This window comes from Leeia oryzae DSM 17879, assembly GCF_000376945.1.
Lineage (GTDB): Bacteria > Pseudomonadota > Gammaproteobacteria > Burkholderiales > Leeiaceae > Leeia > Leeia oryzae.
Genome location: NZ_AQXU01000019.1, coordinates 173,686 through 196,753 on the forward strand (window position 1 = coordinate 173,686; position 23,068 = coordinate 196,753).

At 56.8% G+C, this 23,068-nt stretch carries 19 protein-coding genes; 7 read left to right on the forward strand and 12 right to left on the reverse strand.

Features of this window, described 5'->3' with window-relative positions:
* Positions 1–194: 194 nt before the first annotated feature.
* On the forward strand, positions 195–977 hold the full coding sequence (locus tag F552_RS0106460; protein WP_018150916.1) for an SDR family NAD(P)-dependent oxidoreductase: 783 nt from the start codon (positions 195–197) through the stop codon (positions 975–977).
* On the forward strand, positions 974–1,756 hold the full coding sequence (locus tag F552_RS0106465; protein ID WP_018150917.1) for an SDR family NAD(P)-dependent oxidoreductase: 783 nt from the start codon (positions 974–976) through the stop codon (positions 1,754–1,756). The genes F552_RS0106460 and F552_RS0106465 overlap by 4 nt, the downstream gene beginning before the upstream one ends.
* Positions 1,757–1,780: 24 nt before the next feature.
* On the opposite strand, the gene F552_RS0106470 is transcribed toward F552_RS0106465, so the two are convergent.
* Positions 1,781–3,307: a sensor domain-containing diguanylate cyclase gene (locus F552_RS0106470; RefSeq protein ID WP_018150918.1), complete on the reverse strand. Its 1,527-nt coding sequence runs from the start codon at positions 3,305–3,307 to the stop codon at positions 1,781–1,783.
* Positions 3,308–3,638: 331 nt separating this feature from the next.
* On the opposite strand from F552_RS0106470, the gene nhaR reads away from it, so the two are divergent.
* Entirely contained in the window at positions 3,639–4,535 is an 897-nt protein-coding gene (gene nhaR / locus F552_RS0106475; protein WP_018150919.1) for a transcriptional activator NhaR, read from the forward strand.
* 53 nt (positions 4,536–4,588) lie between these two features.
* Here the strand turns inward: nhaR and F552_RS19985 are convergent, their stop codons facing one another.
* From F552_RS19985 to kynB, 5 genes are all read right to left on the reverse strand, one after another.
* Positions 4,589–7,216 (reverse strand): EAL domain-containing protein, encoded by a 2,628-nt coding sequence (locus F552_RS19985; RefSeq protein WP_018150920.1) that lies wholly within the window; start codon positions 7,214–7,216, stop codon positions 4,589–4,591.
* Positions 7,217–7,587: 371 nt separating this feature from the next.
* Entirely contained in the window at positions 7,588–8,484 is an 897-nt protein-coding gene (locus tag F552_RS0106490) for a Tim44 domain-containing protein (protein ID WP_018150922.1), read from the reverse strand.
* 230 nt (positions 8,485–8,714) lie between these two features.
* On the reverse strand, positions 8,715–9,560 hold the full coding sequence (gene kynA, locus F552_RS0106495) for a tryptophan 2,3-dioxygenase (RefSeq protein WP_018150923.1): 846 nt from the start codon (positions 9,558–9,560) through the stop codon (positions 8,715–8,717).
* Between the two features lie 82 nt (positions 9,561–9,642).
* Positions 9,643–10,908: a kynureninase gene (gene kynU, locus F552_RS0106500; RefSeq protein WP_018150924.1), complete on the reverse strand. Its 1,266-nt coding sequence runs from the start codon at positions 10,906–10,908 to the stop codon at positions 9,643–9,645.
* A 105-nt stretch (positions 10,909–11,013) separates the two neighbouring features.
* Positions 11,014–11,640 (reverse strand): arylformamidase, encoded by a 627-nt coding sequence (kynB, locus tag F552_RS0106505; protein ID WP_018150925.1) that lies wholly within the window; start codon positions 11,638–11,640, stop codon positions 11,014–11,016.
* 146 nt (positions 11,641–11,786) lie between these two features.
* Here kynB and F552_RS0106510 point away from each other — a divergent pair, with 146 nt between their 5' ends.
* Entirely contained in the window at positions 11,787–12,281 is a 495-nt protein-coding gene (locus tag F552_RS0106510) for an Lrp/AsnC family transcriptional regulator (RefSeq protein WP_018150926.1), read from the forward strand.
* Positions 12,282–12,450: 169 nt separating this feature from the next.
* Here F552_RS0106510 and lldP read toward each other — a convergent pair whose 3' ends face one another.
* From lldP to F552_RS0106535, 5 genes are all read right to left on the reverse strand, one after another.
* A complete protein-coding gene (lldP, locus tag F552_RS0106515) occupies positions 12,451–14,082 on the reverse strand; it encodes an L-lactate permease (protein ID WP_018150927.1) in 1,632 nt (543 codons plus the stop codon).
* Positions 14,083–14,224: 142 nt separating this feature from the next.
* Positions 14,225–17,086, reverse strand: coding sequence for an FAD-binding and (Fe-S)-binding domain-containing protein (locus F552_RS0106520; protein ID WP_018150928.1), 2,862 nt, complete (start codon positions 17,084–17,086; stop codon positions 14,225–14,227).
* The gene (locus F552_RS0106525; protein WP_018150929.1) at positions 17,083–18,531 is read right to left on the reverse strand and encodes a LutB/LldF family L-lactate oxidation iron-sulfur protein; all 1,449 of its coding nucleotides are present in this window, start codon (positions 18,529–18,531) and stop codon (positions 17,083–17,085) included. Before F552_RS0106525 ends, F552_RS0106520 begins: the two co-directional genes overlap by 4 nt.
* The gene (locus F552_RS0106530; protein WP_018150930.1) at positions 18,528–19,220 is read right to left on the reverse strand and encodes a LutC/YkgG family protein; all 693 of its coding nucleotides are present in this window, start codon (positions 19,218–19,220) and stop codon (positions 18,528–18,530) included. Before F552_RS0106530 ends, F552_RS0106525 begins: the two co-directional genes overlap by 4 nt.
* Positions 19,217–20,002 carry a (Fe-S)-binding protein gene (locus F552_RS0106535; protein WP_018150931.1) on the reverse strand — a complete coding sequence of 262 codons (786 nt, stop codon included), beginning with the start codon at positions 20,000–20,002 and terminating at the stop codon, positions 19,217–19,219. Before F552_RS0106535 ends, F552_RS0106530 begins: the two co-directional genes overlap by 4 nt.
* A 290-nt stretch (positions 20,003–20,292) precedes the next feature.
* On the opposite strand from F552_RS0106535, the gene F552_RS0106540 reads away from it, so the two are divergent.
* Entirely contained in the window at positions 20,293–21,051 is a 759-nt protein-coding gene (locus F552_RS0106540; RefSeq protein ID WP_018150932.1) for an FCD domain-containing protein, read from the forward strand.
* Between the two features lie 18 nt (positions 21,052–21,069).
* Here the strand turns inward: F552_RS0106540 and F552_RS0106545 are convergent, their stop codons facing one another.
* Positions 21,070–21,345 carry a metal/formaldehyde-sensitive transcriptional repressor gene (locus F552_RS0106545; protein ID WP_018150933.1) on the reverse strand — a complete coding sequence of 92 codons (276 nt, stop codon included), beginning with the start codon at positions 21,343–21,345 and terminating at the stop codon, positions 21,070–21,072.
* A 114-nt stretch (positions 21,346–21,459) separates the two neighbouring features.
* Here F552_RS0106545 and F552_RS0106550 point away from each other — a divergent pair, with 114 nt between their 5' ends.
* Both F552_RS0106550 and F552_RS0106555 read left to right on the forward strand, forming a co-directional pair.
* Entirely contained in the window at positions 21,460–22,635 is a 1,176-nt protein-coding gene (locus tag F552_RS0106550) for a nickel/cobalt efflux transporter (protein ID WP_026182456.1), read from the forward strand.
* Positions 22,636–22,771: 136 nt separating this feature from the next.
* The coding region (locus F552_RS0106555; RefSeq protein ID WP_026182361.1) for a substrate-binding domain-containing protein at positions 22,772–23,068 on the forward strand (297 nt) is incomplete at its 3' end.

Consider the following 23,068-nt stretch of genomic DNA (forward strand, 5'->3'; position numbering starts at 1 on the left):
CCGGGTGTGTGGCTGATAACCTAAACACCACTTGTTTGATCAAATTATTGAATTTCAGGCAAATTAATGTTCTAATTCTTTGAAAATTTGATCAAATAACAATGGGTTTTCGGCGAGGCCAGAAGTTCTGAGGCCTGTATCTACCAGATGCAGGCAGCGGACGCTGACTGCACCGGAAACCACAGGAGAGAGACATGCACGCTTTGTTCAACCTGCAAGGCCAGGTGGCGCTGATAACGGGCGCTGGCAGTGCCGAAGGCATCGGGTTTGCCTGTGCCAGGCTGCTGGCAGAGTTAGGGGCAAGAGTGGCCATTACGGCCACCGGGCCACGGATTCACGAACGGGCCAAAGAGCTGCAGACGGCCGGGCATCAGTCCAAGGGTTATATCGCGGACCTGACCGATCGGCAGCAAACCCGGGACTTGCTGTCCAGTATTCATGAGGATTTCGGTCGGGTGGATATTCTGGTCAACAATGCGGGCATGTCCAAAGAAGGTTCTCCCGAGGTTTATCAGCTGTTTCATGAAAGTGACGACGATGAATGGGACATTGCCATCGAGCGGAACCTGACGACCTGTTACAACGTGACACGGCAAGTCATTGCCGGCATGGTAGAGCGCAAGTACGGACGCATTGTGAATGTGTCTTCAGTCACGGGGCCACTGGTCAGCGGCCGTGGTCTGGCGGCTTACAGTGCGGCCAAGGCCGCCATGATCGGCATGAGTCGCAGCATTGCACTGGATGTGGCATCCGACGGCATCACTATCAACAACGTGGCGCCTGGCTGGGTGGCGACGGCTTCTCAGACGTCAGATGAAAAAGTGGCATCTGGCTATACCCCGCTGGGGCGAGCGGGTACGCCGGCAGAGATGGCCAGCATGGTCGCGTTTCTGGCCAGCCCTGGTGCCAGTTACATTACCGGACAAATGATGGTGGTAGATGGGGGTAATTGTTTGCAGGAGCATAAAGGCGCATGAATACGATATTTTCCAGCCAGCTGTTTGAAGGCAAAGTCATTCTGATTACCGGCGCTGGCGGTGGTGTGGGCCGTGCCACGGCAGCCTTGCTGAGCAGTCTGGGCGCATCGGTAGTGCTGGCCGATAGCAAGCCGGACCCGCTCTGTGCGGTGGCGGCGCAGGTGGGTGGTTTTCCGATTCTGGCGGATTTGCGCCGTGCCAGCGAGTGCGAGCGCATTGTTGCAATGACGCTGGAGCATTATGGCCAGCTGGACGGGTTGGTGAATTGTGCGGGGGTCTGGGTAGAGGGCGACAGCAGTCTGGCCACCGAAGAAGACTGGGCGCGCTGCATGGACGTGAACCTGAAAGGCAGCTTTTTCATGTGTTCACGTGCCATTCCGGCCTTGAAGGAAACCCGCGGGGCGATTGTGAATATCAGCTCTGACGCGGGCGTGACCGGCAACGCTGGTGCGGCCATTTATTGTGCCAGCAAAGGCGGTGTTACCATCATGAGCAAGTCTCTGGCAATCGAACTGGCCCCGTTTGGCATTCGCGTCAATGCCTTGTGTCCGTCCGACATCATGAGCCCGATGCTGACCTTTCAGGCGGAAAAATTTGGGGAAGGTGACCCGGGCAGTTACTTTCGCAAACTGTTATCCAACTATCCGCAAGGGGAGCAGGCCCGCTTTATCGAGCCGGCAGAAGTTGCCCAGTATATTGCCTATCTGTTGTCGCCTGCCGGGCACGCCATTACCGGTGCCAGTGTCATGATGGATTTTGGCGTGACTTCCGGGTATTGAGAGGGCCATGCCGCATGGCAGAGGTCAGCTGTAAGCGCAGCTCTGGTTTCTGCCATTGGATTTGGCCTGGTACAGCGCCACATCTGCTGCGGCCATTAGCATCGGCGGGTCTGCCGGGTGCAGGTCGGTACTGCAGGCATACCCGACGCTGACGGTAATGATGTGTTCCGGGCTAGCGATATGCTCGATCTGAAGTGCCCGGATACAGGCTATGATTTTTTCGGCTACGCGATGCGCACCGTCCTTGCCGGTTTCTGGCAGCACCACCACAAATTCTTCCCCGCCAAACCGGGCCAGGATGTCTGCTGGCCGCTGGACGCAGCTGGCAATCCCTCTGGCGACCGCAATCAGGGCTTCGTCACCGGTGTGGTGGCCGTAGGTATCGTTATAGCGTTTGAACCAGTCGATATCGATAAACAAGATGGATAAAGGCTGATGGTTCCGTTGTACCCGTTGCCATTCCTGCGGCAGGCGCTCGTCCAGCATGCGCCGGTTATGAATGCCGGTAAGACCGTCTTCTCGCGAGAGCAGAAACAGGTCTTTTTCTACCGTCAGCCGGCGCTTGAATTCTTGGGTCAGGAACCAGGTGGTGATCAGCAGTGCCAGTACCAGCACCCCGGATAAAATACCGATATAGAGCGCGTGCCGGCGCCACTCTGCCAGCATGTCGCGCGTGCTGGTGCCGACATTGACGGTAAAGGGAAGATTATCGAACGCTTTGAAGGTTAACAGGCGTTCTTCGCCGTCAAATGACGAGACGCCGATAAAGTAGGGTTCACGCAGTTGCAGATAGCGCTTGAAATTGGGGTTGTGACTGATGTCGCTACCGATGAGTTTTTCCCGATAGGGTATCCGCATCACGATGGTGCCATTGTTCTGGATAAGCACAACAGAGCTGTGCTCGCCCAGCTTTAACCCGGAGAGCAATTGCCTGAAATAGTCCAGCTCGATACCGCCTACCACCACGCCGGCAAAGCTGCCATCAATATGGCTGACCCTGCGGCTGAGCAGCAGAATCAGCTTGTTGTCCCAGTCATGGGCTACTTTTGGGGGGCTGATATAAAGCCCGCTCACCGGATTGTTCTTGTGGGCGGTAAACCAGCTTTGTTCTTTGTAATTGCCGGCAAAGGGGGAGTAGTTGAGCGAGTTGACCACGTTATTGCCATTTGCATCAATAAACGCCACGCCACCCATGAAATGGCTCTCTGTCACCGCCCTGTCAAAGAGGATGCTGCGGCGATAATTGCCAGGCATCTGCATCACGGCCGGGTCGTTGACGCCATTTACAACCGCTTGTAGCGAATTGTCGAACAGTTCCAGATTCCGGCTGATGTCCCGCTCGACTATCAGGCTGAGATTGCCTGCATTTTCTGCTGCATGTGCAAGAATCTCGCGGCGCTCATATTGCAGTTCCAGTGTGACCATCGAAATCATGATGATGGCCGTTAGCAATGGGCCGATAAAGATAAAGTTCGGATTTTTGGCCCATAGCTGGCCAAACCATTTGCGGATAGCAATCAGGTGCGGATTAGTCAGTAAGCGTTGAGGCATCCGTTTTTAATCCCCGGACTGGCGCATGTGAAATAAGTGGCGATTCATCTTCTATCTGGCTGGCGATGACGCATTCCTGGATGGATTATAGACGCAGTCTTTCATATGACATGCTGGTTTGGTGCAAAAAAACAGCTTAAGTTCAGCGGATGCCGCCAGTTTGGAGTTGTGTGCTGGTTGCATGGGGGAATCGCCACCAGCCACAGTAGCTGCCACTACCTGGCAGATTTATTGAGACCCAGCCAGAAAACCCGTTAGACTCCGTTCTGCCACGGCGGTGTGAGATCCGGCGAAGGCATGGCTGCACGAATTCAAGTATAGGGTATCCGGCATGAACCTCAAGCATCTGTATTATTTCTGGAAAGTGGCCAAGCATGGCGGGGTGATCCGTGCCGGCGAGGCCATACACATTACCCCGCAGACGCTCAGCGGGCAGATCAAGTTGCTGGAAGACAGCCTGGGCACGCCCTTGTTCTCGCGAGAAGGCCGGTCAATGGTACTGACGGATGCCGGTCGGCTGGCGCTTGAGTATGCAGATGAGCTGTTTGCCCTGGGGGCAGAGCTTGAGCAGGTGATCCGGCATTATCCCAAGGGGCGCCCTACCGAGTTTCGGGTAGGGGTGTCGGATGTGGTGCCCAAGTCACTGGCCTACCGGTTGCTAAGACCGGCGATGAAGGTTCCGGAACCGGTGCGCATTGTCTGCCGGGAGTGGCAGCTGGAAAGGCTGCTGGCCGAGCTGGCGGTGCACCGTCTGGACCTGGTGATTTCTGATGCACCCATCCCTGCATCGGTAGACGTTCGGGCCTATAGCCATCGTCTGGTGGAGTCCGGGCTCAGTTTTATCGCCCATCAGGATCTGGCGGCGCAAACCGGCTTGCCGTTCCCGCAATGTCTGGCGGCGTTGCCATTGCTGGTGCCGAGCGACGATTCGGCCGTCGGGCGCAAACTCAAGGAGTGGCTGGACAAGCAGCGTTTGCGTCCGAATATTGTGGGCGAGTTTGATGACAGTGCGTTGATGACCGCTTTTGGTCTGGAAGGGAATGGGGTATTCCCGGTACCGAGCGTGCTGGAGGCCGAATACGTCAAAGACAACAGTACGGTAGTCTTGGGCCGAGCCAGTGACTTGCAGCTGGAATACTATGCCTTGTCGGTCGAGCGCAAGCTAAGCCACCCCTGTGTGGTGGCGATTGCTGACTCTGCCCGTACCGAGCTCAGCAACCGCTTGTAACCACACTCATGGGGTTCAGGTCTCTGCCGCCATGCCGGCAAAGGGATGCATGACTATTGCGCCGGTGTCTCGTCCAGCATGGTTTCAAAATCTGCAATGGGAACGGGACGGCCAAACAGATACCCTTGATAGATATGGCAGTCCACCCGCTCCAGAAACGCTTTCTGACTGGCGGTTTCCACACCCTCGGCAATGACTGACATGCCCAGGCTTTTGCCCAGCGCAATGATGGTACGGGCAATGGCGGCGTCGTTCGGGTCTACCAGGATATCCCGCACAAAAGACCGGTCGATCTTGAGTTGATCCAGCGGCAAGACACTCAGGTAAGACAGGGACGAAAATCCGGTGCCAAAGTCATCCAGAGACAGCATCACCTGCATGGATTTGATGGCAAACATCTTGGAGATGGTTGCTTCGGTATTTTCCAGCAATACGCTTTCGGTCAGCTCGATTTTTAACTTGTGCTGATTTCCCGCCGTTTTTTGCAGGTGTTCGCGCAGCTCGTTCTCGAAGCCCGGCATGCCGAACTGTCTGGCACTGACGTTTACCGACAGGGCCAGATTGGCTGTGTTGGGCTGGTTGGCCCAGCGAGCCAGCTGCAAACACGCCTGGTCCAGAACCCAATGCCCGATCGGAACAATGAGGCCGGTTTCTTCGGCCAGCGGGATGAAGTCCAGCGGCGAAATCATGCCTCTGACCGGATGTTGCCAGCGAATCAGCACTTCTGCACCAATGATCTGGTGCTGGCTGTTGACCTGCGGCTGGAAATGCAGAATGAACTGGTTTTCTTCGATGGCGCGACGCAGCTCGTCTTCCAGCGCTACACGGGCCAGGATGCGGGCCTGCATGTCCGGGTCAAAAAAGCGGAAGGCATCCCGACCGGATTCTTTGGCCCGGTACATGGCGGTGTCGGCACGTTGCAGCAGTTCTTCAGCCGTGACAGCGGTGCCGCGGAAGAGGGCAATGCCCATACTGGCGGAGCAGAAGTGGGTCGCGCTTGTTTCCTGGGTGTCTGAGTGCTCGACCAGCAGGTACGGCGCCCCCAGCGCTTTTAAGAGGTTTTCGGCAATCCGCTCGGTTTCGATGTCTGCGTGATCATCCGGGCTCAGATTGCGCAGAATGATGACAAATTCGTCACCGCCAAGCCGGGCCACGGTATCGCCATCGCGCACATTTTTCAGTAGCCGCTGTGATACCTCGATCAGCAGTTTATCGCCCAGATCATGCCCGCGGGTGTCGTTCAGCGTCTTGAAGTTATCCAGATCAATCAGCAGCAATGCCCCTTGTTTGCCGGAACGCGCGCTGTCCAGCATCGATTGTCTCAGCCGGTCCAGCATCAGCCGCCGGTTGGGCAAGCCGGTAAGCGAATCATGAAACGCCAGGGTTTCAATTTCTTTTTCATACCGTTTCCGGTCGGTGATATCCAGCAGGGCAAATAACAGAATCTGCTTGCCCTTGTATTCGATCAGCATCAGATGCACCTGGGCATCCCAGATCTCGCCGTCTGGCCGACGGTGCCGCCATTCAAAGAGATGGCTTTTTTTCTTGCGGGCAATCCGGATGTGTCTTTCTGCTGCCACGGAGGAGGGACTGCCATCGTACTGGGTTTCATCCGATACGTCGGCAGGTGTCAGGCCCAGTACCTTGTCACGACTTGGCAGATGATAGATTTCCTGTGCGGCGGCATTGCAGTCGATAAACCGGTAGGTGTCGGCATCCATGACGACCATGGGCATTTGGGACGAGGCAAACAGGGCCTTGTTGTAGGCCTCGCTATCTTCCAGCGCCGCCATGGCCTGCGAGAGGGCCGCAGTCCGGGAGTCTACCTGACGCTTGAGAAACCGGCTCCAGGCCAGCATGCCCAGTAGCGCCGCAATGACTGCGGCAAAGCCATAGGCGCCATAGATCACCCAATCGGACATCTCTTTATCGGGCATGCCTTCACCGTACCAGTGTTTTTCAATGGCGGTACGTTCGGCCGGGGTGATACTGGCAAACCCTTTGGCAATCAACGCTTTCAGCGCTGGTTGTCCTTTGGCGATGGCCCAGTGAAACTCGCCAGAGTAGAGCGGCTCGGTATAGCGAAACGAATTGATAGCGCCTTCTTGCGCAAAAAAGTAAAAAGCAGGCGGGCCGTCGATGCAGATCACGCTAATCGAGCGCTGGACTGCGGCTTTGACCAGTGCCTGATAACTGGGGTAAGGCTTCAGGTCGCTGATGCCCTTGGCCTGCAGATATTCGATACAGGCATCGCCCGCTTTGACACCCACCACAAACCCTTTGGCGGATTCTGCATTGGTAATGCCAGCGATACTCTTATGGAAAAAAATGTAGGTGTTGATCTTGGCGTGAGGGGCAGAGAAATCGTAAAACTTTTTGCGCTCTGGGGTTTCGAACATGGTGTCAATGGCATCTGCCTGACGGGTTTTCATCATGTTCTGGGCGATGCCCCAATCTGTTGCGATAAAGTCTACCGGGATACCGGTTTTTTGCTGCCACAGACGCCAGACATCTCTCAGGATGCCTTGGGGTTTGCCGTCTGCACTCTTGAAGGTATAGGGCGGGTAGTTGTCATCAATGACAACGCGCAGCTTCCGGGGGGCTTCTTCTGCGTTGGCAGGGCCAAGGCACACGGCGCCGATGACGCTTAACCAGCAGATAAGTGCTGCACCAATCCTCATGCGTTCGCTTTCCGTAAAAGCAATGTACCCGTCAGGTTGGTCGGGTACGTGGCTGATTGAGGTATTGCGCTTGTGGACCGTGATGTTGCAGTCTGGCTGCCTTCATCCCCAAGCGATCATGATCATTTCATGATCAAGCCACAAACTGGCAGGCGGGTCAATATGTGCTGGTCATGAAAAGGGGCAAGCAGTCATGGCAAGGCCGTCTTCCCGTGATGGCACTGGCGGGTCAGTTACCGGGCATGCATGAACGTCTTGCATGATCCGGCCGGCAAATCGATGGAGGGCCAATGGCTGGCAGGATGGCTAGCCATAAAAAAAACGGTAGCCAACCTGGGGCTGGCTACCGTTGCTACTGCTTGACGTGCGTGTTAGTTGGCTTGCTGGATACCGGCCAACAACCAGCCGCAATTGCCGGCACGCGGTTTGACCAGATGCCAGATTTCGTTGATCGGCTCTGCCGGGCTATGCTTGTCTTCCCGGATCAGGCCGGTAAAACGCACGCTGGCCACCTGGCGAGAAGACTCATCAATTACCTCGATCACTTCTGCATCGATGTTGACCACGTCGGTTTCCTGATGGGCACCTTTGCGGTCGGAGATATCCATCTTGATCTCGGCAAACATCTCTGGCGTTGTAAACTCGCGGATATCATCCAGGTTGCCGCTATCGTTGGCGGCCTGCAAGCGGATGAAGTGAACCTTGGCACTGCGTACAAAGCCTTCTACATCAAAGCCGGCCGGGATAGCGCTTGGGGCGGCGTTATACGACGCGCTGCCGCCAATCGGCGTGGTGCTGTTGTAGTCTTGGTTGTATGATTTCTGCGCTGCAGGCATGTATTCCACATTGGAAGACATGTTCTGGTAGCGGTTCATCCCGGCCATGGCCGGTTGCTGCGCCGCTGCGCGACGTCGCATGATGAAGCCGATGACCATTAGCACCGCCATCACCAGCAAGCCGATCATCATCATCGAGGCCAGTTCTTGCCCGAACCCGAAGTGGGATGCCAGTGCCGCCAGACCAATACCCGCTGCAAGACCAGCCAATGGGCCGAGCCATGAGCGTTTGGGCTGGGCTTGAGGTACCGCCGCAGGTTGCCTGGTATTGGGGTTGGTGGCAAAGGGCGTTTGCGCCTGCTGGTTAGGTGTGGTCATTTGCCGCTGCATGCCGCTGGAGCGGCCACCACCAAGGCGTTTGGCTTCTGCATCGACGCTAGCCAGTGTCATGCCCAGCGTCAGTACGATAGCCAGCATGGATAAGAATTTCATGATTGTCTCCTGTTAAAAATAGGACATTGCATACAGGAGCATATAGAGCTTATTGATGAAATAAAAACAGTATTATTTTTATGTATTGTTCGTAAAAAACTGATAAATACACAAGAAGCATCTCTAGCCTTTGCCAGACTCCCCGAGGAGATGTGTTGAGGTGAGAGATTGATGACGGTGGGAGTCGCCTCGGCGCATGCCGGCATGGCATACGCCGAAACGTTCGGGGCTTACAGCGCCGTGCGTAAACGCCAAAGTTCCGGGAACAACACCACGTCCAGCATTTTCTTCAGGTAGCTGGCGCCTTCTGTGCCGCCGGTACCGCGCTTGAAGCCGATGACGCGTTCAACGGTGGTCAGGTGACGGAAGCGCCACAGTCGGAAAGCGTCTTCCAGATCGACAAATTTTTCGCCCAGCTGATACAGCGCCCAGTGCTTTTGCGGGTCTCGGTAGACTTCCAGCCAGGCAGCCTCTACCGATTCGTTGTACTGGGTCGGCTGCGTCCAGTCGCGTTCCAGACGGTCTGCATCAATGGTGAAGCCTTGTTTGGCCATCAGCTTGATGGCTTCGTCGTAGAGGGACGGGGCGACCAGCGCTTCTTCCACACGCTTGAGCAGTTCGTCACGGTGGGCGTGCGGCTTGAGCATGGCCGGGTTTTTGTTGCCCAGGATGAATTCGATCTCGCGGTACTGGTAAGACTGAAAGCCGGAGGACTTGCCCAGATAAGGGCGCATGGCGGTGTATTCCGGTGGCGTCATGGTGGCCAGTACGCTCCACGCCTGGACCAGTTGCTCCATGATGCGCGAAACGCGTGCCAGCATCTTGAAGGCCTCCGGCAGGCGTTCTTCCTTGACGCAAATGCGCGATGCGTGCAGCTCGTGCAGCATCAGCTTCATCCATAGTTCGCTGGTTTGATGCTGGATGATGAACAGCATTTCATTGTGGTCTGGCGACAGGGGGCTCTGCGCATTCAGGATTTTGTCCAGCGACAGATAGTCGCCATAGCTCATTTCTTTGCTGAAGTTAAGCTCGGCACCGTGCCAGCTGCTGTCTTTCGGGGTTTGTTCTGTTGTCATGTCGTGCTCCTGGTCGTTGGGGCCGGTGCTTGTTCTGGCCCGTCTTATCGTTATGTGTCCGTGGATGGGTCTGGCCGGGGTATCAGGTTACCGCGCCACGGCGATGGAACTGTGGCTGATCCCATGACTTGCTATCCAGTATGTCCTTGAGAATCGCCACTGCGTGCCAGACATCTTCAAAGCTGGTGTAAAGCGGGGTAAAGCCAAAGCGCATGATGCGGGGTTCGCGGTAATCCGGAATCACGCCACGGTCGATCAGTGCTTGTACCACGGCAAACCCTTGCGGGTGCTCATAGCTGACCTGGCTGCCGCGAATGGCGGGGTCAGTCGGGGTGATCAGGGTCAGTGGATGGTCACTGCATTCCTGCTGTACCAGTTCCATAAAGAGGGTGGTCAGGCCGAGGGATTTTTCGCGCAATGCAGTCATGCTGGTCTGGCCGAACGTATCCAGGCCGCATTCCACCATGGCCAGCGAGGTAATCGGCTGGGTGCCGCACAGGTAGCGGGAAATACCCTGATGCGGCTGATAACCGGGCTCCATGGCAAACGGGCGGGCATGACCCCACCAGCCTGAAAGCGGCTGCCAGAAGGCATCCTGATGTTTGGCGTTGACCCACAGAAAGGCCGGTGAACCAGGGCCGCCGTTCAGGTATTTGTAGGTACAACCAACCGCGTAATCCGCATTGGCATCGTTGAGCGCAACGGGGACAGCACCGGCTGAATGGGCGAGGTCCCACACGGTTAGCGCTCCGTGCTGATGCACCGCGCGGGTGGTATCTGCCATGTTGTACATATAGCCGGTCTGGTAGTTCACATGCGTCAGCATCACCACGGCGACATCGTCACCCAGTGCACCGTGCAGTTCTTCAGGCGAATCGATCAACCGCAGTTGGTAGGCGGGGGCGCCATGGGCGTGCAATTGTTCGATCAGGCCCTGGGCAATGTAGAGGTCAGTCGGGAAGTTACGGCGTTCTGACACGATCACGCGTTTAGTCGGGGCCTTGGCCTCTTGCTGGCGTAGCGCCGCAGCCAGTACCTTGAACAGGTTAATGGAGGTGGTGTCGGTCACAACCACCTCGCCATCGTTAGCACCAATCAGTTTGGCGAGTTTGTTGCCAAGACGTTGTGGCAGGTCGAACCAGCCGGCAGTATTCCAGCTACGGATAAGTCCGACACCCCATTCTTCTGTGATGACTTGCTGCGCACGGGCTGGTGCCGCTTTGGGCTGGGCGCCCAGCGAGTTGCCATCCAGGTAGATGACGCCTTCGGGCAGGGAGAATTGATCCCGCAGCGGGGCGAGTGTGTCTTGCTGGTCCAGTGCCTGGCAATGTGCTTGGGTGATGTGCATGGCGGTGTCCTCTTGGTGACGTTGCTTGGTGGATATCGCTTTGCTTTATCCACCCTACGGGTTTACTGCTTTATTGTTGGTATTTGGCGGCGCGTTACAAACGCCTTATAACGTCCTCAGCACGGCGCGGACCGGGCTGGCGTCGAGACCGGCCAGCTTGAGCGGCAGGGCGATCAGCTCAAAATCGCCTTCTGGCACCTGGTCCAGCACCAGGCCTTCCAGAATGGCCATGCGGTGCTGGCGTATCTGGTGATGTGCGTCCATGGTTTTAGACGTTTCCGGGTCGAGTGAAGGGGTATCGATGCCGATCAGCCGCACGCCTTTGCTGGCCAATAGCGCGATGGTCTCTGGCGCGACAGCACAGAAGGCGCTGTCCCATGTGGTTTGGGGGGCGGTCTGGCAGGTGCGGATCAGTACCCGGGGCGGCAGGTTGTCCAGCGCGTGCTGAATGTGTTGCGGCAGAACCAGCGGCAGGGTGCCGATGCAATAAATGACCCGGCAGTTACCGATGTAGGTATCCAGCGGTACATCTGCTACCGAGAGCCCGTCTGCGTCGTAATGCAAGGGGGCATCGGCATGCGCGCCGGTATGGGGAGACATGGTCATCCGGCCGACATTGACCGGGCAGCCGGGGCTGATTTCCCAGACTTTTTCCAGCTTGACCGGGGTATCTCCTGGCCAGACCGGTGTCTGGTTGTGTACCAGCGGGCTGATGTCGATGATGGTGCGCATGGTGTGTTTTCCTTGCGATGGTTGAGGTGTTGTTGAGGTGTATCTTATGCAATTAACTGCGAAATAGGCTGTCTTTTTTTGTGCCTGTATGTATGTATAATGAAATTTATAGACACAATTCATCTATATCTTGGAATTATCTGCACATGATGTCACTAGACGTAATCGACCTGAAAATTTTGGCCCTGTTGCAAGAAGATGGCCGGATGAGTAATCAGCTGCTGGCCGAGAAAGTGGCCTTGTCGCCGTCGGCGTGTTTGCGGCGGGTAAGGTTGCTGGAAGAGGGCGGTGCCATTTCCGGTTACCGGGCGGTACTGGATGCGTCACGCCTGGGGCTGGAGCTGGAAGCGATTGTCCAGGTGTCGATGCGGCAGGATGTAGAAGGCTGGCACGAGCTGTTTAGCGCCGCGCTCAAGGGGTGGGCAGAAGTCACATCTGCTTATATCGTGACCGGCGAATGCAATTATATTCTGCGGGTACGGGCGCGCAATCTGCACGAGTACTCCGAGTTTGTGATCAACCAGCTGTACAAAACCAAGGGTGTTCAGGATATTCGCAGCAATATCATCATGCAGCGGCTGAAAGAAGAAGAAGGGAAAATCTCGCCGGATTTACTCGCCAGCAGCCATAAAAAACCCTGAGTACCACACCTCCAAAAAAAAGCCCTCTGACCATGCTGGCCAGAGGGTAATGCCCACAACATCCGGGATATGTCTTGCTGGCAAGTGCCGCAGGCGGATCCCCCCAATCCTGCTGCTCTTGTCTGCGCCCCATACCCCTGTTGCAATCAGTTCACTGCATATTTTGTACTTAGATAAAGTACGCCATCACATAGGTCATGATGCCGACAAACGTGCAGAAGATCAGACTGTGCTTCACGGTAAAGCGCAGCAGGTCGGACTCTTTGCCCACCAGCCCCACCGCTGCACATGCCACGGCAATGGATTGCGGAGAGATCATCTTGCCGGTCACGCCGCCAGTGGTGTTGGCCGCTACCAGCAGGGTGTCGGATACGCCAATCTGATGCGCTGTCGTGGCCTGCAATGAGCCAAATAAAGCGTTAGACGATGTATCAGAACCGGTCAGGAACACGCCCAGCCACCCAAGGAACGGGGAGAAGAACGGGAACGCAGCGCCCGTGCCGGCCAGCAGCAAGGCCAGCGTGGCAGACATGCCGGAGTAGTTGGCCACAAAGGCGAACGCCAGCACCATGCCGATCGACAGGATAGGGCGCTTCAGTTCAAATAGGGTTTCCTTGAAGGTGCGTGCAGCTTCAGCCGGTTTCATCTTCAGGATGACCATGGTAATCAGCGCCGCGAAGAAAATGGCGGTACCCACGGCAGAGAACCAGTCAAATTTCAGGATGGCATCGTATGGCTTGGCAGCGGTCACGATTGGCGGCATCTTGATGACCAGATTATCCAGGTGCGGGATATGGAACTTGATGACCCAGTTTTCCAGACTGCCGCCTTTGGCAAACAGTGCCTTGAACGGTTTGATACTCCAGATGGTGACCATGGCGGTCAGGATCATGAACGGAGACCAGGCCTTGAACACCTGACCACTGGTGTATTGCAGGTTGTTGGCCTTGGTCTGGCGAGTCTGTCCGTCAAAGGTAAAGATGTTCTTTGGCTGCCAGAATTTCAGGAACACGGTCAGGCAGATCAGGCTGACCAGCGCAGAGGTAATGTCTGGCAGTTCCGGCCCAACGTGGTTAGAGGTGAAATACTGGGTAATGGCAAAGGACGCACCGGCAACCAGTACGGCTGGCCAGGTTTCTTTCACACCCTTGACGCCATCCATCATCATCACCAGCCAGAAAGGCACGATAACGGACAGTATAGGCAGTTGATGACCGGCAACGGCGCCGATATGGAACGGGTCCAGCCCGGTTACCTGGCCGGCAATGATGATGGGAATCCCCATCGCGCCAAAGGCGACCGGTGCGGTGTTGGCAATCAGACACAGGCCGGCGGCGTACAGCGGGTTAAAGCCCAGACCCACCAGCAAGGCAGCGGTAATGGCCACGGGCGCCCCAAAACCGGCAGCACCTTCCAGGAACGCACCAAACGAGAAACCCACCAGCAGCATTTGCAGGCGCTGGTCTTCGGTCACGGAAATGACGGACGCGCGGATGATGTCAAACTGGCCGGTCTTGACGGTGATCTTGTACAGAAACACGGCGGTAATGATGATCCAGGCAATAGGCCACAAGCCATAAGCAAAGCCGTAAGCCGCAGAGGCAAACGCCATGTCGACCGGCATGCGGTACACAAAAATGGCAATTACCAGCGCAATCAGCACGGTCAGGGTACCGGCGACGTGGCCTTTCAGGCGCAGGACGGCCAGCGCGGTGAAAAAGAAAATGATCGGGATGGCAGCAAACAGGGCCGATAGGCCAAGGCTGCCCAAAGGTGCATAGACTTGTGTCCATGTTGGCATGAGAGGTTCCTCCAGGCACTGAACGCCATCATCTGTGTGTGGCTTTTCAGGTGCGGTTTTGCGGTTTGGTCGTGTGCCATCGGGTGGCACTTGGTGTTATCTGGTTGTGAAGTCCGGCGCTAACCGGTCAGAAAAACTGTCGTCATGCAGAGGTCTCCTCGGTGGATATAAAGTCCGGCTTATCTGGTGTGCCGGTTGTGGTACAGGCATCAAGCAAGGCTTCGATGCTCTGGTATTCGATGCCGGTATGGCTGGTGAGGCCGATCTGGCAGGTGCGGCTCATCGATACGCCGTGCTGGCAGGTCGATGGCAGGCTGGATTTGAGTTTGCGCAGGCCGTTGGCGTTGAGCGCCGGCAGGCTGAACCCCTTGTTGCCGGCAAAGCCGCAACAGGCAATATCCGGCACGTTCACCTGCGTGGCACAACGGCTGGCCAGTGCTACCAGCTGTTTGCCGGTACCCATCTGGGTGGTGCTGCACGGTACGTGGACGGTCAGTTCCGGCAAGGAGCGGTCAAACTTCAGCTGCGGTGCAATGTGCTGGTGCAGGAAGCTGGCGGCATCAAACAGTTGCAGACGGGCGTCTAGCTTGCCTTCCAGCTGCGCCTGCTTGACCCGATGGGCGCACGGGCTGTTATCCAGATACACCGGAACAGCGCCATTGTTCGAGGCCTGCAACAGGGATTCATTCAGCGACAGCGCAGCAATGTCTGCGGCATCTATGGCATTGGCAGACGCAAATGGCTGTCCACAGCACAGGCTGTTCATCTGTGGCGGGAATACCGGCTGATATCCGGCTTTTTGCATCAGGCTGACGGTATGTTCGGCCAGGCTACGGGTGCTTTCTGTACCCTCGGCCACGGTGCGGTTAACGCAGCTGACAAAGTACACTACCGGTTTGCCCGATGGTTGTACCGGGGCGGCCAACGGGGCGGCAGCCTTGGGCATGCGTACCGGCAACACCGGGATGATCGGGAAGCGCTTGTGCAGCGACTGGCTAATGGTTGCGCTACGTTCACGGCCAATGACATGGCTCAGTTTGATGGCCAGCCGGGCGCCTGCCGTCATCCAGCGCAAGTGTCTGGCGGCAAAGCGGGCTGCGGCCGGCTTGCGGCTATTGCCCTTGAGCTGCTTCATCAGCGTGCCGGTATTGATGCCGACCGGGCAGCGTGTAGCGCACATGCCGGTGGCGGCACAGCTGTCGATGCCGGCGTAACGGTAGTGGGCGCGGTGGTATGCCAGCTCTGCCGGTGCTTCTCCGGTACGGGACAAATGCTGCATGCGGCGCCACAAAACAATCCGCTGTCTTGGGGTGAGCGTGAGGCCGTTGGACGGACAGGCGGGCTCGCAGAAGCCGCATTCGATGCATTTATCGACAATCGGGTCGGCTACCGGCATCTGTTTGATGTTTTCCAGATGCAGGTTGGGGTTTCCGCTGATGATCACATCCGGGTTCAGCAAGCCGTCCGGATCAAACAGGCGCTTGATTTCGCACATGATGATATAGGCATCGTCACCCCATTCCTGACGCACAAACGGAGCCACATTCCGGCCGGTACCATGTTCTGCCTTTAGCGAGCCACCGTATTTGCCGGCAACCAGCCCGGCCACGGCCTGCATGAAACCATCGTAACGCTGGATTTCCGCTGCGTCTTCCAGATTGGGAGCAAATACAAAGTGCAGGTTGCCTTCCAGTGCATGGCCAAACAGCAAGGCTTCGTGGTAGCCAAAGCGGTCAAACAGGTCGGTCAGGCCACGGACGCCATCGGCCAGGTTTTCGATCGGAAAGGCAACGTCTTCGATGATGACGGTCGTGCCTTGGGCACGGGTGGCGCCTACGGCCGGGAACAAGCCTTTGCGGACCACCCAGTAGGTTTCGCATACTTGCGGGTCGGTCGAAAAACCGCTGTAGGCACTGGGCTGGAATGCTGCCAGCACATCGCCAATTTTCTGGATTTGCTCCTGCAAGGCGGCCGGGTTGGCGCCATGGGTTTCGATCAGCAGGCAAGCCGTCTGGTCGCTGATGTTCTGGTACAGAAAGTCCGGCAAGCCTTTTTTGCCTTGTACGGCGCGAATGCTGCGGCTGTCGATCAGTTCCACCGCTTCGACCGGCGCTCCTTCACGTAGTGCCGTAACAGAACGGCAGCAGTTGTCCAGTTCGTCGAACAGCACCAGGCAAGAGGCCTTGTGCGGGTGATCGACCACCGTGTTGAAGGTGATCTCACTGATAAACCCTAACGTACCTTCTGAGCCCACCATCAGATGGGTCAGCATGTCGACCGGATCGGTAAAGTCCAGCAGCGCATTGATGCCATAGCCGGTGGTGTTTTTCAGCCGGTATTTGTGGCGTACTTTTTCTGCCAGGGCCGGGTCGGACTGGATGCGGGCAGACAGCTGCAACAATTGATGCAGCAACGCGCCGTGGCTGTCCCGAAACGCTGCTACCGATTGCTCGTCTGACGTATCCAGCACGGTGCCATCCACCAGCATGACCCGCATGTGACCCAGGGTATGGTAGGTGTTGTGATGCGTGCCACAGCACATGCCGGACGAATTATTGGCAACAATGCCGCCAATTTTGGCCGCACCGATCGAGGCCGGGTCCGGTCCGATCTTCATGCCAAATGGTGCCAGCAAGGCATTCGCCCGTGCACCGATCATCCCGGGCTGTACTTTGAGCTGCGTGCCCTGGTTCAAGACTTGTGCCTGATCAAACCCGTCCCCCAACACCACCAGAATCGAATCCGTCACTGCCTGGCCGGACAAGCTGGTGCCGCCGGCGCGGAATGTTACCGGCAGACGGTACAGGTTGGCGGTTTTCAGAATGTGGCTGACTTCCATCTCGGTATCGACCCGGACCACAATCTTGGGCACCAGCCGATAAAAGCTGGCATCGGTACCGTACGCCAGGGTAGACAGCGGGTCGGTAAAAATGCGGCTTTCCGGCACCTGCGCGCAGATGTCGTGATAAAACGCCTGGTAGTTAGAGGGCAAAGTGGGGGTCATGACCGTTTCGCTTCGCGTTCTTTAATGAGTTGATGCAGGGTTTTAGCCGCTGGCTTCATCGGCACATGGTTCTGGGTCCAGCCCGGCTGGTTGACCGGGGTCAGTGCCCGCAAATGGCTGGCCGTCCAGCCAAACAGCTTGTAATGGCTGGCCTTGCCGACCACGCCTTTCCAGACGCGCCAGGCGATAGATTCTTTACCGGTTCTGCCGGCCCCTTGACCGCGCAACGGGTGGGCCACGTGTTCGTTTGCCGGCCGCTGGCTTTCTTCGCGCAGGCGCATCAGCATTTCCGGGATGGGAATGCGTACCGGGCAAACCTCGCCACAGGCACCGCACAGGCTGGACGCCGTGGGCAGGTCGCTGGTGTTTTCCAGACCCAGCAGGTGCGGAGAAATGATTTCGCCGATCGGACCCGGGTAGGTGGTGCCGTAAGCGTGGCCGCCAATGCGGGTATATACCGGGCAATGGTTCATGCAGGCGCCACAGCGGATGCATTGCAATGTCTTGCGCAACTGGGTATCGGCGTACGCCTGGCTGCGGCCATTGTCCAGCAGCACCAGATGCACTTCACGCGGGCCGTCCAGTTCACCTTCCTTGCGGGGTGACGAAATCATGTTGAAATAGGTGGTTATCGGCTGGCCAATGGCAGAGCGTGTCAGCAGGCTATAGAGCGGTACGACATCGCTCAGTTTTTCGACCACTTTTTCGATGCCGGTAATGGCAATGTGCATATCCGGCACCGTGGTGCACATGCGGCCATTGCCCTCGTTCTCGACCAGACACAGGGTACCGGTCTCGGCCACGGCAAAGTTTACGCCAGAGATGCCGACATCGGCCTTCATGTACAGGTGGCGCAATGCCTTGCGGCCAATCTGGATCAGCTCGTCCACGTCTTCGGTGTAGGGTGTATCGGGAATATTCTCGCTGAACAGCTTGGCAATCTGTGCCTTGGTCTTGTGGATGGCCGGCATGATGATGTGGGTTGGTTTTTCACCCGCCATCTGCACAATGTATTCGCCCATGTCACTTTCCACCGCGGTGACGCCGTGCGCTTCCAGATGGTGGTTCAGCTCGGTTTCTTCACTGACCATCGACTTGCCCTTGACGGCCAGCTTGCCGTTGCGGCGGTCGATCAAACCCTGAATGATCTGGTTGGCTTCAGCCGGGGTTTCTGCCCAGTGCACCTGAATGCCGTTGGCGGTCAGCTTGGCTTCCAGCTGTTCCAATAACGTTGGCAATTTGGCCAGGCAACGCTGGCGGATGGTCTCACCCAGCGTGCGCAAGGTTTCCAGCTCGTTTTCGTCCGGGAAGGCCGACAAACGCTTGGCCATCAGAAAATCCATGGCAGTGCGCAGGCTGTGGCGCAGTTCGGTATCACCCAGGGCAGATCGCGCGTTGTCCTTGAACTGGCGGGACGGGTAGAGCGTGACGGTATGCTGGCTCATGCTGCATCCTCCAGTAGCGTCGGGTTGACTCCTTCTGGCAGGCAGGCCAGCACGATGACCTCACGCGGTCCGTGTGCGCCATAGGCCAGGGTCAGCTGGATATCGGCCGTCTTGGACGGGCCAGAAACCAGCACCGCATTGGTTGGCATGCCGGCAGACCACTGTTGCGCGTCCATGGCGGTAAAGAAGTTCGGGTACAGGGTCTGGGTGTCGAACAGCACAAAATGCACGGGCGGAACCAGACTCATGGTGCGTGGTTCTTTGCTATCTGGCCACAGGACCAGCGTGCCGGTCTGGGCAATGCCGCACAGGCAGCGGGTCAGGCTGGCGCTGACGTCGTTAAACAGGGATTCTTTCCATTCATCTACCGGACGGTCGAAGACCTTCACAGTCACATCGCTATTCGCCAGTGCGGCACGGGCTTTCGTGCCGTGTGGGGTATCAGAAACCAGCAAGTCTGGCAGATTGGTGGCGGTGACGCGGGCGGCCAGTTTGTCGGCCCAGTTGGACTCTGTCACCCAGATGATCTCGGTTTTGACCGAGCGCATCGCTGCTGCCCAGTGTTTGAGCAATTCCAGCTTGCTGGCAGTAGAGGCAAAGCGGGCAAAGTGGGCAGCGGTATCAGGTTCGATCACCGGGGTGACGGGCGCAGCTTTCAGCTTGCCCAGAATGTTGTCGCGTGCGCTCATGATTTGCCTCCGGTGCGTTCCAGCAAGAAGGTGGCAAGGTGCTTGCCGGCAAATCGGGTATTTCCGTCTTTGGCCAGCTTGCCGTTGATGTTCATCAGGCAGCCGCTGTCGGCACTGACAAATTCGACGGCACCACTGTTTTGTAGCGAATTGGCTTTGTCCGCGACCATGGCACCGGAAATGTCCGGATGCTTGACCGAGAACGTCCCGCCAAAACCGCAGCATTCGGACTCATGGTCGTGGACGACGCGTTCGACGTGTTGCAGACGGTCTACCAGCGCCCAGCTGGTTTTATGCACGTTCATTTCTCGGCGGGCGCTACAAGAGGTGTGTACCGCCACTTTGGCGGGTTGGCCCTGGTCCTGCGGCTGCCAGTCCAGGGTATTCAGTAAAAAGTCAGAAAATTCCACCACCCGTGCTGCCAATGCATTTGCCAGGGCTTCTTCCGGTTCGCCGGCAAACAGCGTTGGCCAGTGATGCTTCATCATGCCGCCGCAAGAGCCGGAGGGCACTACAATCGGCCAGGCTTCGGGAAACAGTCCCAGTTGGGCACGGGCTACATCACGTGCCTCTTTGGGGTGGCCGCTGGTATAGGCCGGCTGGCCGCAGCAGCTTTGGTCCATGGGGAAATGCACACGAATGCCTTCGCGTTCTAGCAGCGTGATGGCATCCATGCCTGCATCAGGCATGAAGATATCCAGCAGACAGGTTCCGAACAGATAGACATCTGTAGGGTAACCGGGTTTGCCCGACACAGTAGAGTCAGGGGTGTTGGCTGTCATCTCTTTGTCCTTTGTAAATTGGTATTACCAATATTTGTTATTGGTTGATAATTTATTATGAAAATAAACCGAAGTCAATCCACGATTTTTGTTTGCGAACATCAATTATTCTGATTAGAATTTAAAATTGGTAAGACCAAATTATCGGTTTAAGCCCCGTGGCGGGATAGCGGCCAGACCGCATCAGAAAATGACAGTCCGGTGTGTTTAACCGCCGTTCATCCGGTGTATCGGGTGAACAACACGGCTGGCTCAGGTAAAATGGCGGTTCAGGAATCAGAAAGCAGGATATGGTGTACCAAAAAGTCAATGTGCCGCGGCTGGCCGATGCCATCATGGAGCAGCTGGAAAGCCAGATTATCGAGGGCGTATTAAAGCCGGGCGCGCGTTTACCGGCAGAGCGGGTGTTGGCAGAGCAGTTGGGGGTGTCGCGGCCATCGCTGCGGGAAGCCATCCAGAAACTGGTGGCCAAAGGACGCATCATCAGCCGGCAGGGTGGGGGTAACTATGTCTCCGACCAGCTGGAGACGGCATTTTCAGACCCGTGGGAGCAACTAATCCGGCAAAATACCGCATTGCATGGTGATGTATTGGAGTTCCGGCGTGCCATTGAAGGTGTGGTGGCCAGCATGGCGGCCGAGCGGGCGACCGATGCCGACCTGGCGCATCTGAAAGACCTGATCGGCAAGTTGCGCCGTGCGTACGAAGGGGAAGACCTGGCCGCACAGTCGGCCGCAGATGTGGCGTTTCACCAGGCAGTGGCGGAAGCATCGCACAACGTGCTGTTTGCGCATCTGGTCAGCAGCCTGCTGCACATGCTGCACAAAAACATTGAAGACAACATTGCCAACCTGTTTGCCAGTGGTCCGGTAGCCGGTACCTTGCTGGAACAGCACGAAGCTGTCTGGCAGGCTATCGAAAACCGGGACCCGGTCGCCGCAAGGGCGGCATCCGAGGCGCACATCGACTTTGTGGCCAAAACCATGGCGCATTTCCGTGACGAACGTGAGCGCCGGGACCGCGCACAGCGCCGGCTGGCAGGGGTCTGATCCCTACAGCCTGCATGTTTATTTCAAGTAAGACCTGAGAATACCGACCACCTCGTCCAGCTCGGCAGTGCGTTGCTGGACATCCGTCACATTCGGCCCCAGGTGGTCTCTCAGGTGGCCTTCCAGTACTTCTGCCATCAGCCCGTTTACGGCGCCCCTTATTGCTGCAATCTGCTGTAAGACAGCTGTGCAGTCCGTCTCCTGCTCCAGCGCCCGTTCAATGCCTTCGGCCTGACCCTTGATGCGCCGTACCCGCGTCAGCAGTTTCTTCTTGTCTTTGATGGTATGAGCCATATCGTTCCGGTCAGAAAAGTCACATCCAGTCATGGATAATATACTGGGGTATAGTATACTGCACCCCATCCAATGCGCTTGTCGCAGTCAACCATTATAGCCGAAAGCCCAGACATGCCGCCGATTGCAGAACTGATCCAGCAAGGAACCACCAACCTGTGGGTGTTTATCCCGACCGCCATCCTGCTGGGTATTCTCCACGGGCTGGAACCTGGTCACTCCAAGACCATGATGGCGTCCTTTATCATTGCCATTCGCGGGTCGGTAGCCCAGGCTGCGTTGCTGGGCTTGTGCGCGGCGCTCTCGCATTCACTGATCGTCTGGCTGCTGGCCGCTGTGGCGCTCAAATTTGGTAACCACCTGATTGCCGAGCAAGCCGAGCCATATTTCATGGTGGTATCGGCGGTCATCGTGGTCGGGGTTGCGCTGTGGATGTTTTTCCGCACCCGCTGGGATAACCGGGCGGCCGCAGCGCACCAGCAAGCCCCGCATGGCGGACAGGTCATCAATACCGGACATGGCCTGCTGGAAGTGGAAATTGCCGAAACCGGCATGCCGCCAAAATTCCGCCTGCATCGTCTGGACCACCACCTGACATCCCTGCCGGTGGATTCCCATGCACACCTGACGCTGGAAACCGTTCGGCCAGATGGTAGCCATCAGCAATTTACCCTGCTGGACAAAGGTGATTATCTGGAGTCGGCAGAAGAGATTGCTGAGCCCCATGCATTCATCGTCAATGTCGCGATTGGGCACCATGATCATCAGCATGTGTTCGAGGTGGTATTTTCTGAAGATGATCACGACCATGCGCACCACCATCACCACCATGAGGATCATGCGCATCACGGTCATGACCATCATGACCACGATCACAGTCATCATCACGGCTTTGCCCTGAGCGCCGAGTATCAGGACGCCCACGAACGTGCACACGCCGAAGACATCAAGCGCCGTTTTGAAGGGCGTACCGTCAGCACTGGTCAGATCGCGCTGTTTGGTTTGTCGGGCGGGCTGATACCGTGCCCGGCTTCTGTCACCATTCTCATCATCTGCCTGCACCTGAAGCGGTTTACTCTGGGGGCTGCCATGGTGGCGTCGTTCAGCCTGGGGCTGGCGATTTCCATGGTCAGCGTAGGCGTGATTGCCGCATGGGGCGCTAATCAGGTCAGCAAGCGGTTTGGCAACCTGAGCAGCGTGGCACGCAAGATGCCGTATCTGTCCAGCCTGCTGATGATGGTCGTGGGTACGATCATGGGAGTACAGGGGCTGATGCAGATTCTGCATTGACGATAATCTGGGGAGAAATGCCGTTGTACACCCCGGTGCGAACGGTTATTTCAAAAAATTTTCTCAATGTAACAAAACCATAACATTCACTCGTTAAAGTGCAGGCTTCAACACTTAAACATTATTGAGGTTCTGCATGTCTATCAAGAGTCGTTCATTCCAGCTGGTGATCGCAGGTGCTGCTGTAGCTTCTGCCTTGTGCAATGTTGCATTCGCTGCCGACATCACTGGCGCTGGTGCTACCTTCCCGTATCCAATCTACGCCAAATGGGCTGACGCCTACAAGACCAAAACTGCAGTGGGTCTGAACTACCAGGCCATCGGCTCTGGTGGCGGCATCAAGCAGATTACGGCTAAAACCGTGGACTTTGGCGCATCCGACATGCCAATGACCCTGGAAGAACAAACCAAGAACGGCCTGACCCAGTTCCCG

Bases quoted from the DNA above. Each gene is read 5' to 3' on its own strand.
- kynU (WP_018150924.1), bottom strand. From the start codon at position 10,908: ATGCACATCACCCAAGCACATTGCCAGGCACTGGACCAGCAAGACACA.
- F552_RS0106550 (WP_026182456.1), top strand. From the start codon at position 21,460: ATGCCGCCGATTGCAGAACTGATCCAGCAAGGAACCACCAACCTGTGG.
- F552_RS0106530 (WP_018150930.1), bottom strand. From the start codon at position 19,220: ATGAGCGCACGCGACAACATTCTGGGCAAGCTGAAAGCTGCGCCCGTC.
- F552_RS0106545 (WP_018150933.1), bottom strand. From the start codon at position 21,345: ATGGCTCATACCATCAAAGACAAGAAGAAACTGCTGACGCGGGTACGG.
- F552_RS0106490 (WP_018150922.1), bottom strand. From the start codon at position 8,484: ATGAAATTCTTATCCATGCTGGCTATCGTACTGACGCTGGGCATGACA.
- F552_RS0106520 (WP_018150928.1), bottom strand. From the start codon at position 17,086: ATGACCCCCACTTTGCCCTCTAACTACCAGGCGTTTTATCACGACATC.
- nhaR (WP_018150919.1), top strand. From the start codon at position 3,639: ATGAACCTCAAGCATCTGTATTATTTCTGGAAAGTGGCCAAGCATGGC.
- F552_RS0106535 (WP_018150931.1), bottom strand. From the start codon at position 20,002: ATGACAGCCAACACCCCTGACTCTACTGTGTCGGGCAAACCCGGTTAC.
- lldP (WP_018150927.1), bottom strand. From the start codon at position 14,082: ATGCCAACATGGACACAAGTCTATGCACCTTTGGGCAGCCTTGGCCTA.
- kynB (WP_018150925.1), bottom strand. From the start codon at position 11,640: ATGCGCACCATCATCGACATCAGCCCGCTGGTACACAACCAGACACCG.
- F552_RS0106465 (WP_018150917.1), top strand. From the start codon at position 974: ATGAATACGATATTTTCCAGCCAGCTGTTTGAAGGCAAAGTCATTCTG.
- F552_RS0106470 (WP_018150918.1), bottom strand. From the start codon at position 3,307: ATGCCTCAACGCTTACTGACTAATCCGCACCTGATTGCTATCCGCAAA.
- F552_RS0106540 (WP_018150932.1), top strand. From the start codon at position 20,293: ATGGTGTACCAAAAAGTCAATGTGCCGCGGCTGGCCGATGCCATCATG.
- F552_RS0106510 (WP_018150926.1), top strand. From the start codon at position 11,787: ATGATGTCACTAGACGTAATCGACCTGAAAATTTTGGCCCTGTTGCAA.
- kynA (WP_018150923.1), bottom strand. From the start codon at position 9,560: ATGACAACAGAACAAACCCCGAAAGACAGCAGCTGGCACGGTGCCGAG.
- F552_RS19985 (WP_018150920.1), bottom strand. From the start codon at position 7,216: ATGAGGATTGGTGCAGCACTTATCTGCTGGTTAAGCGTCATCGGCGCC.
- F552_RS0106460 (WP_018150916.1), top strand. From the start codon at position 195: ATGCACGCTTTGTTCAACCTGCAAGGCCAGGTGGCGCTGATAACGGGC.
- F552_RS0106525 (WP_018150929.1), bottom strand. From the start codon at position 18,531: ATGAGCCAGCATACCGTCACGCTCTACCCGTCCCGCCAGTTCAAGGAC.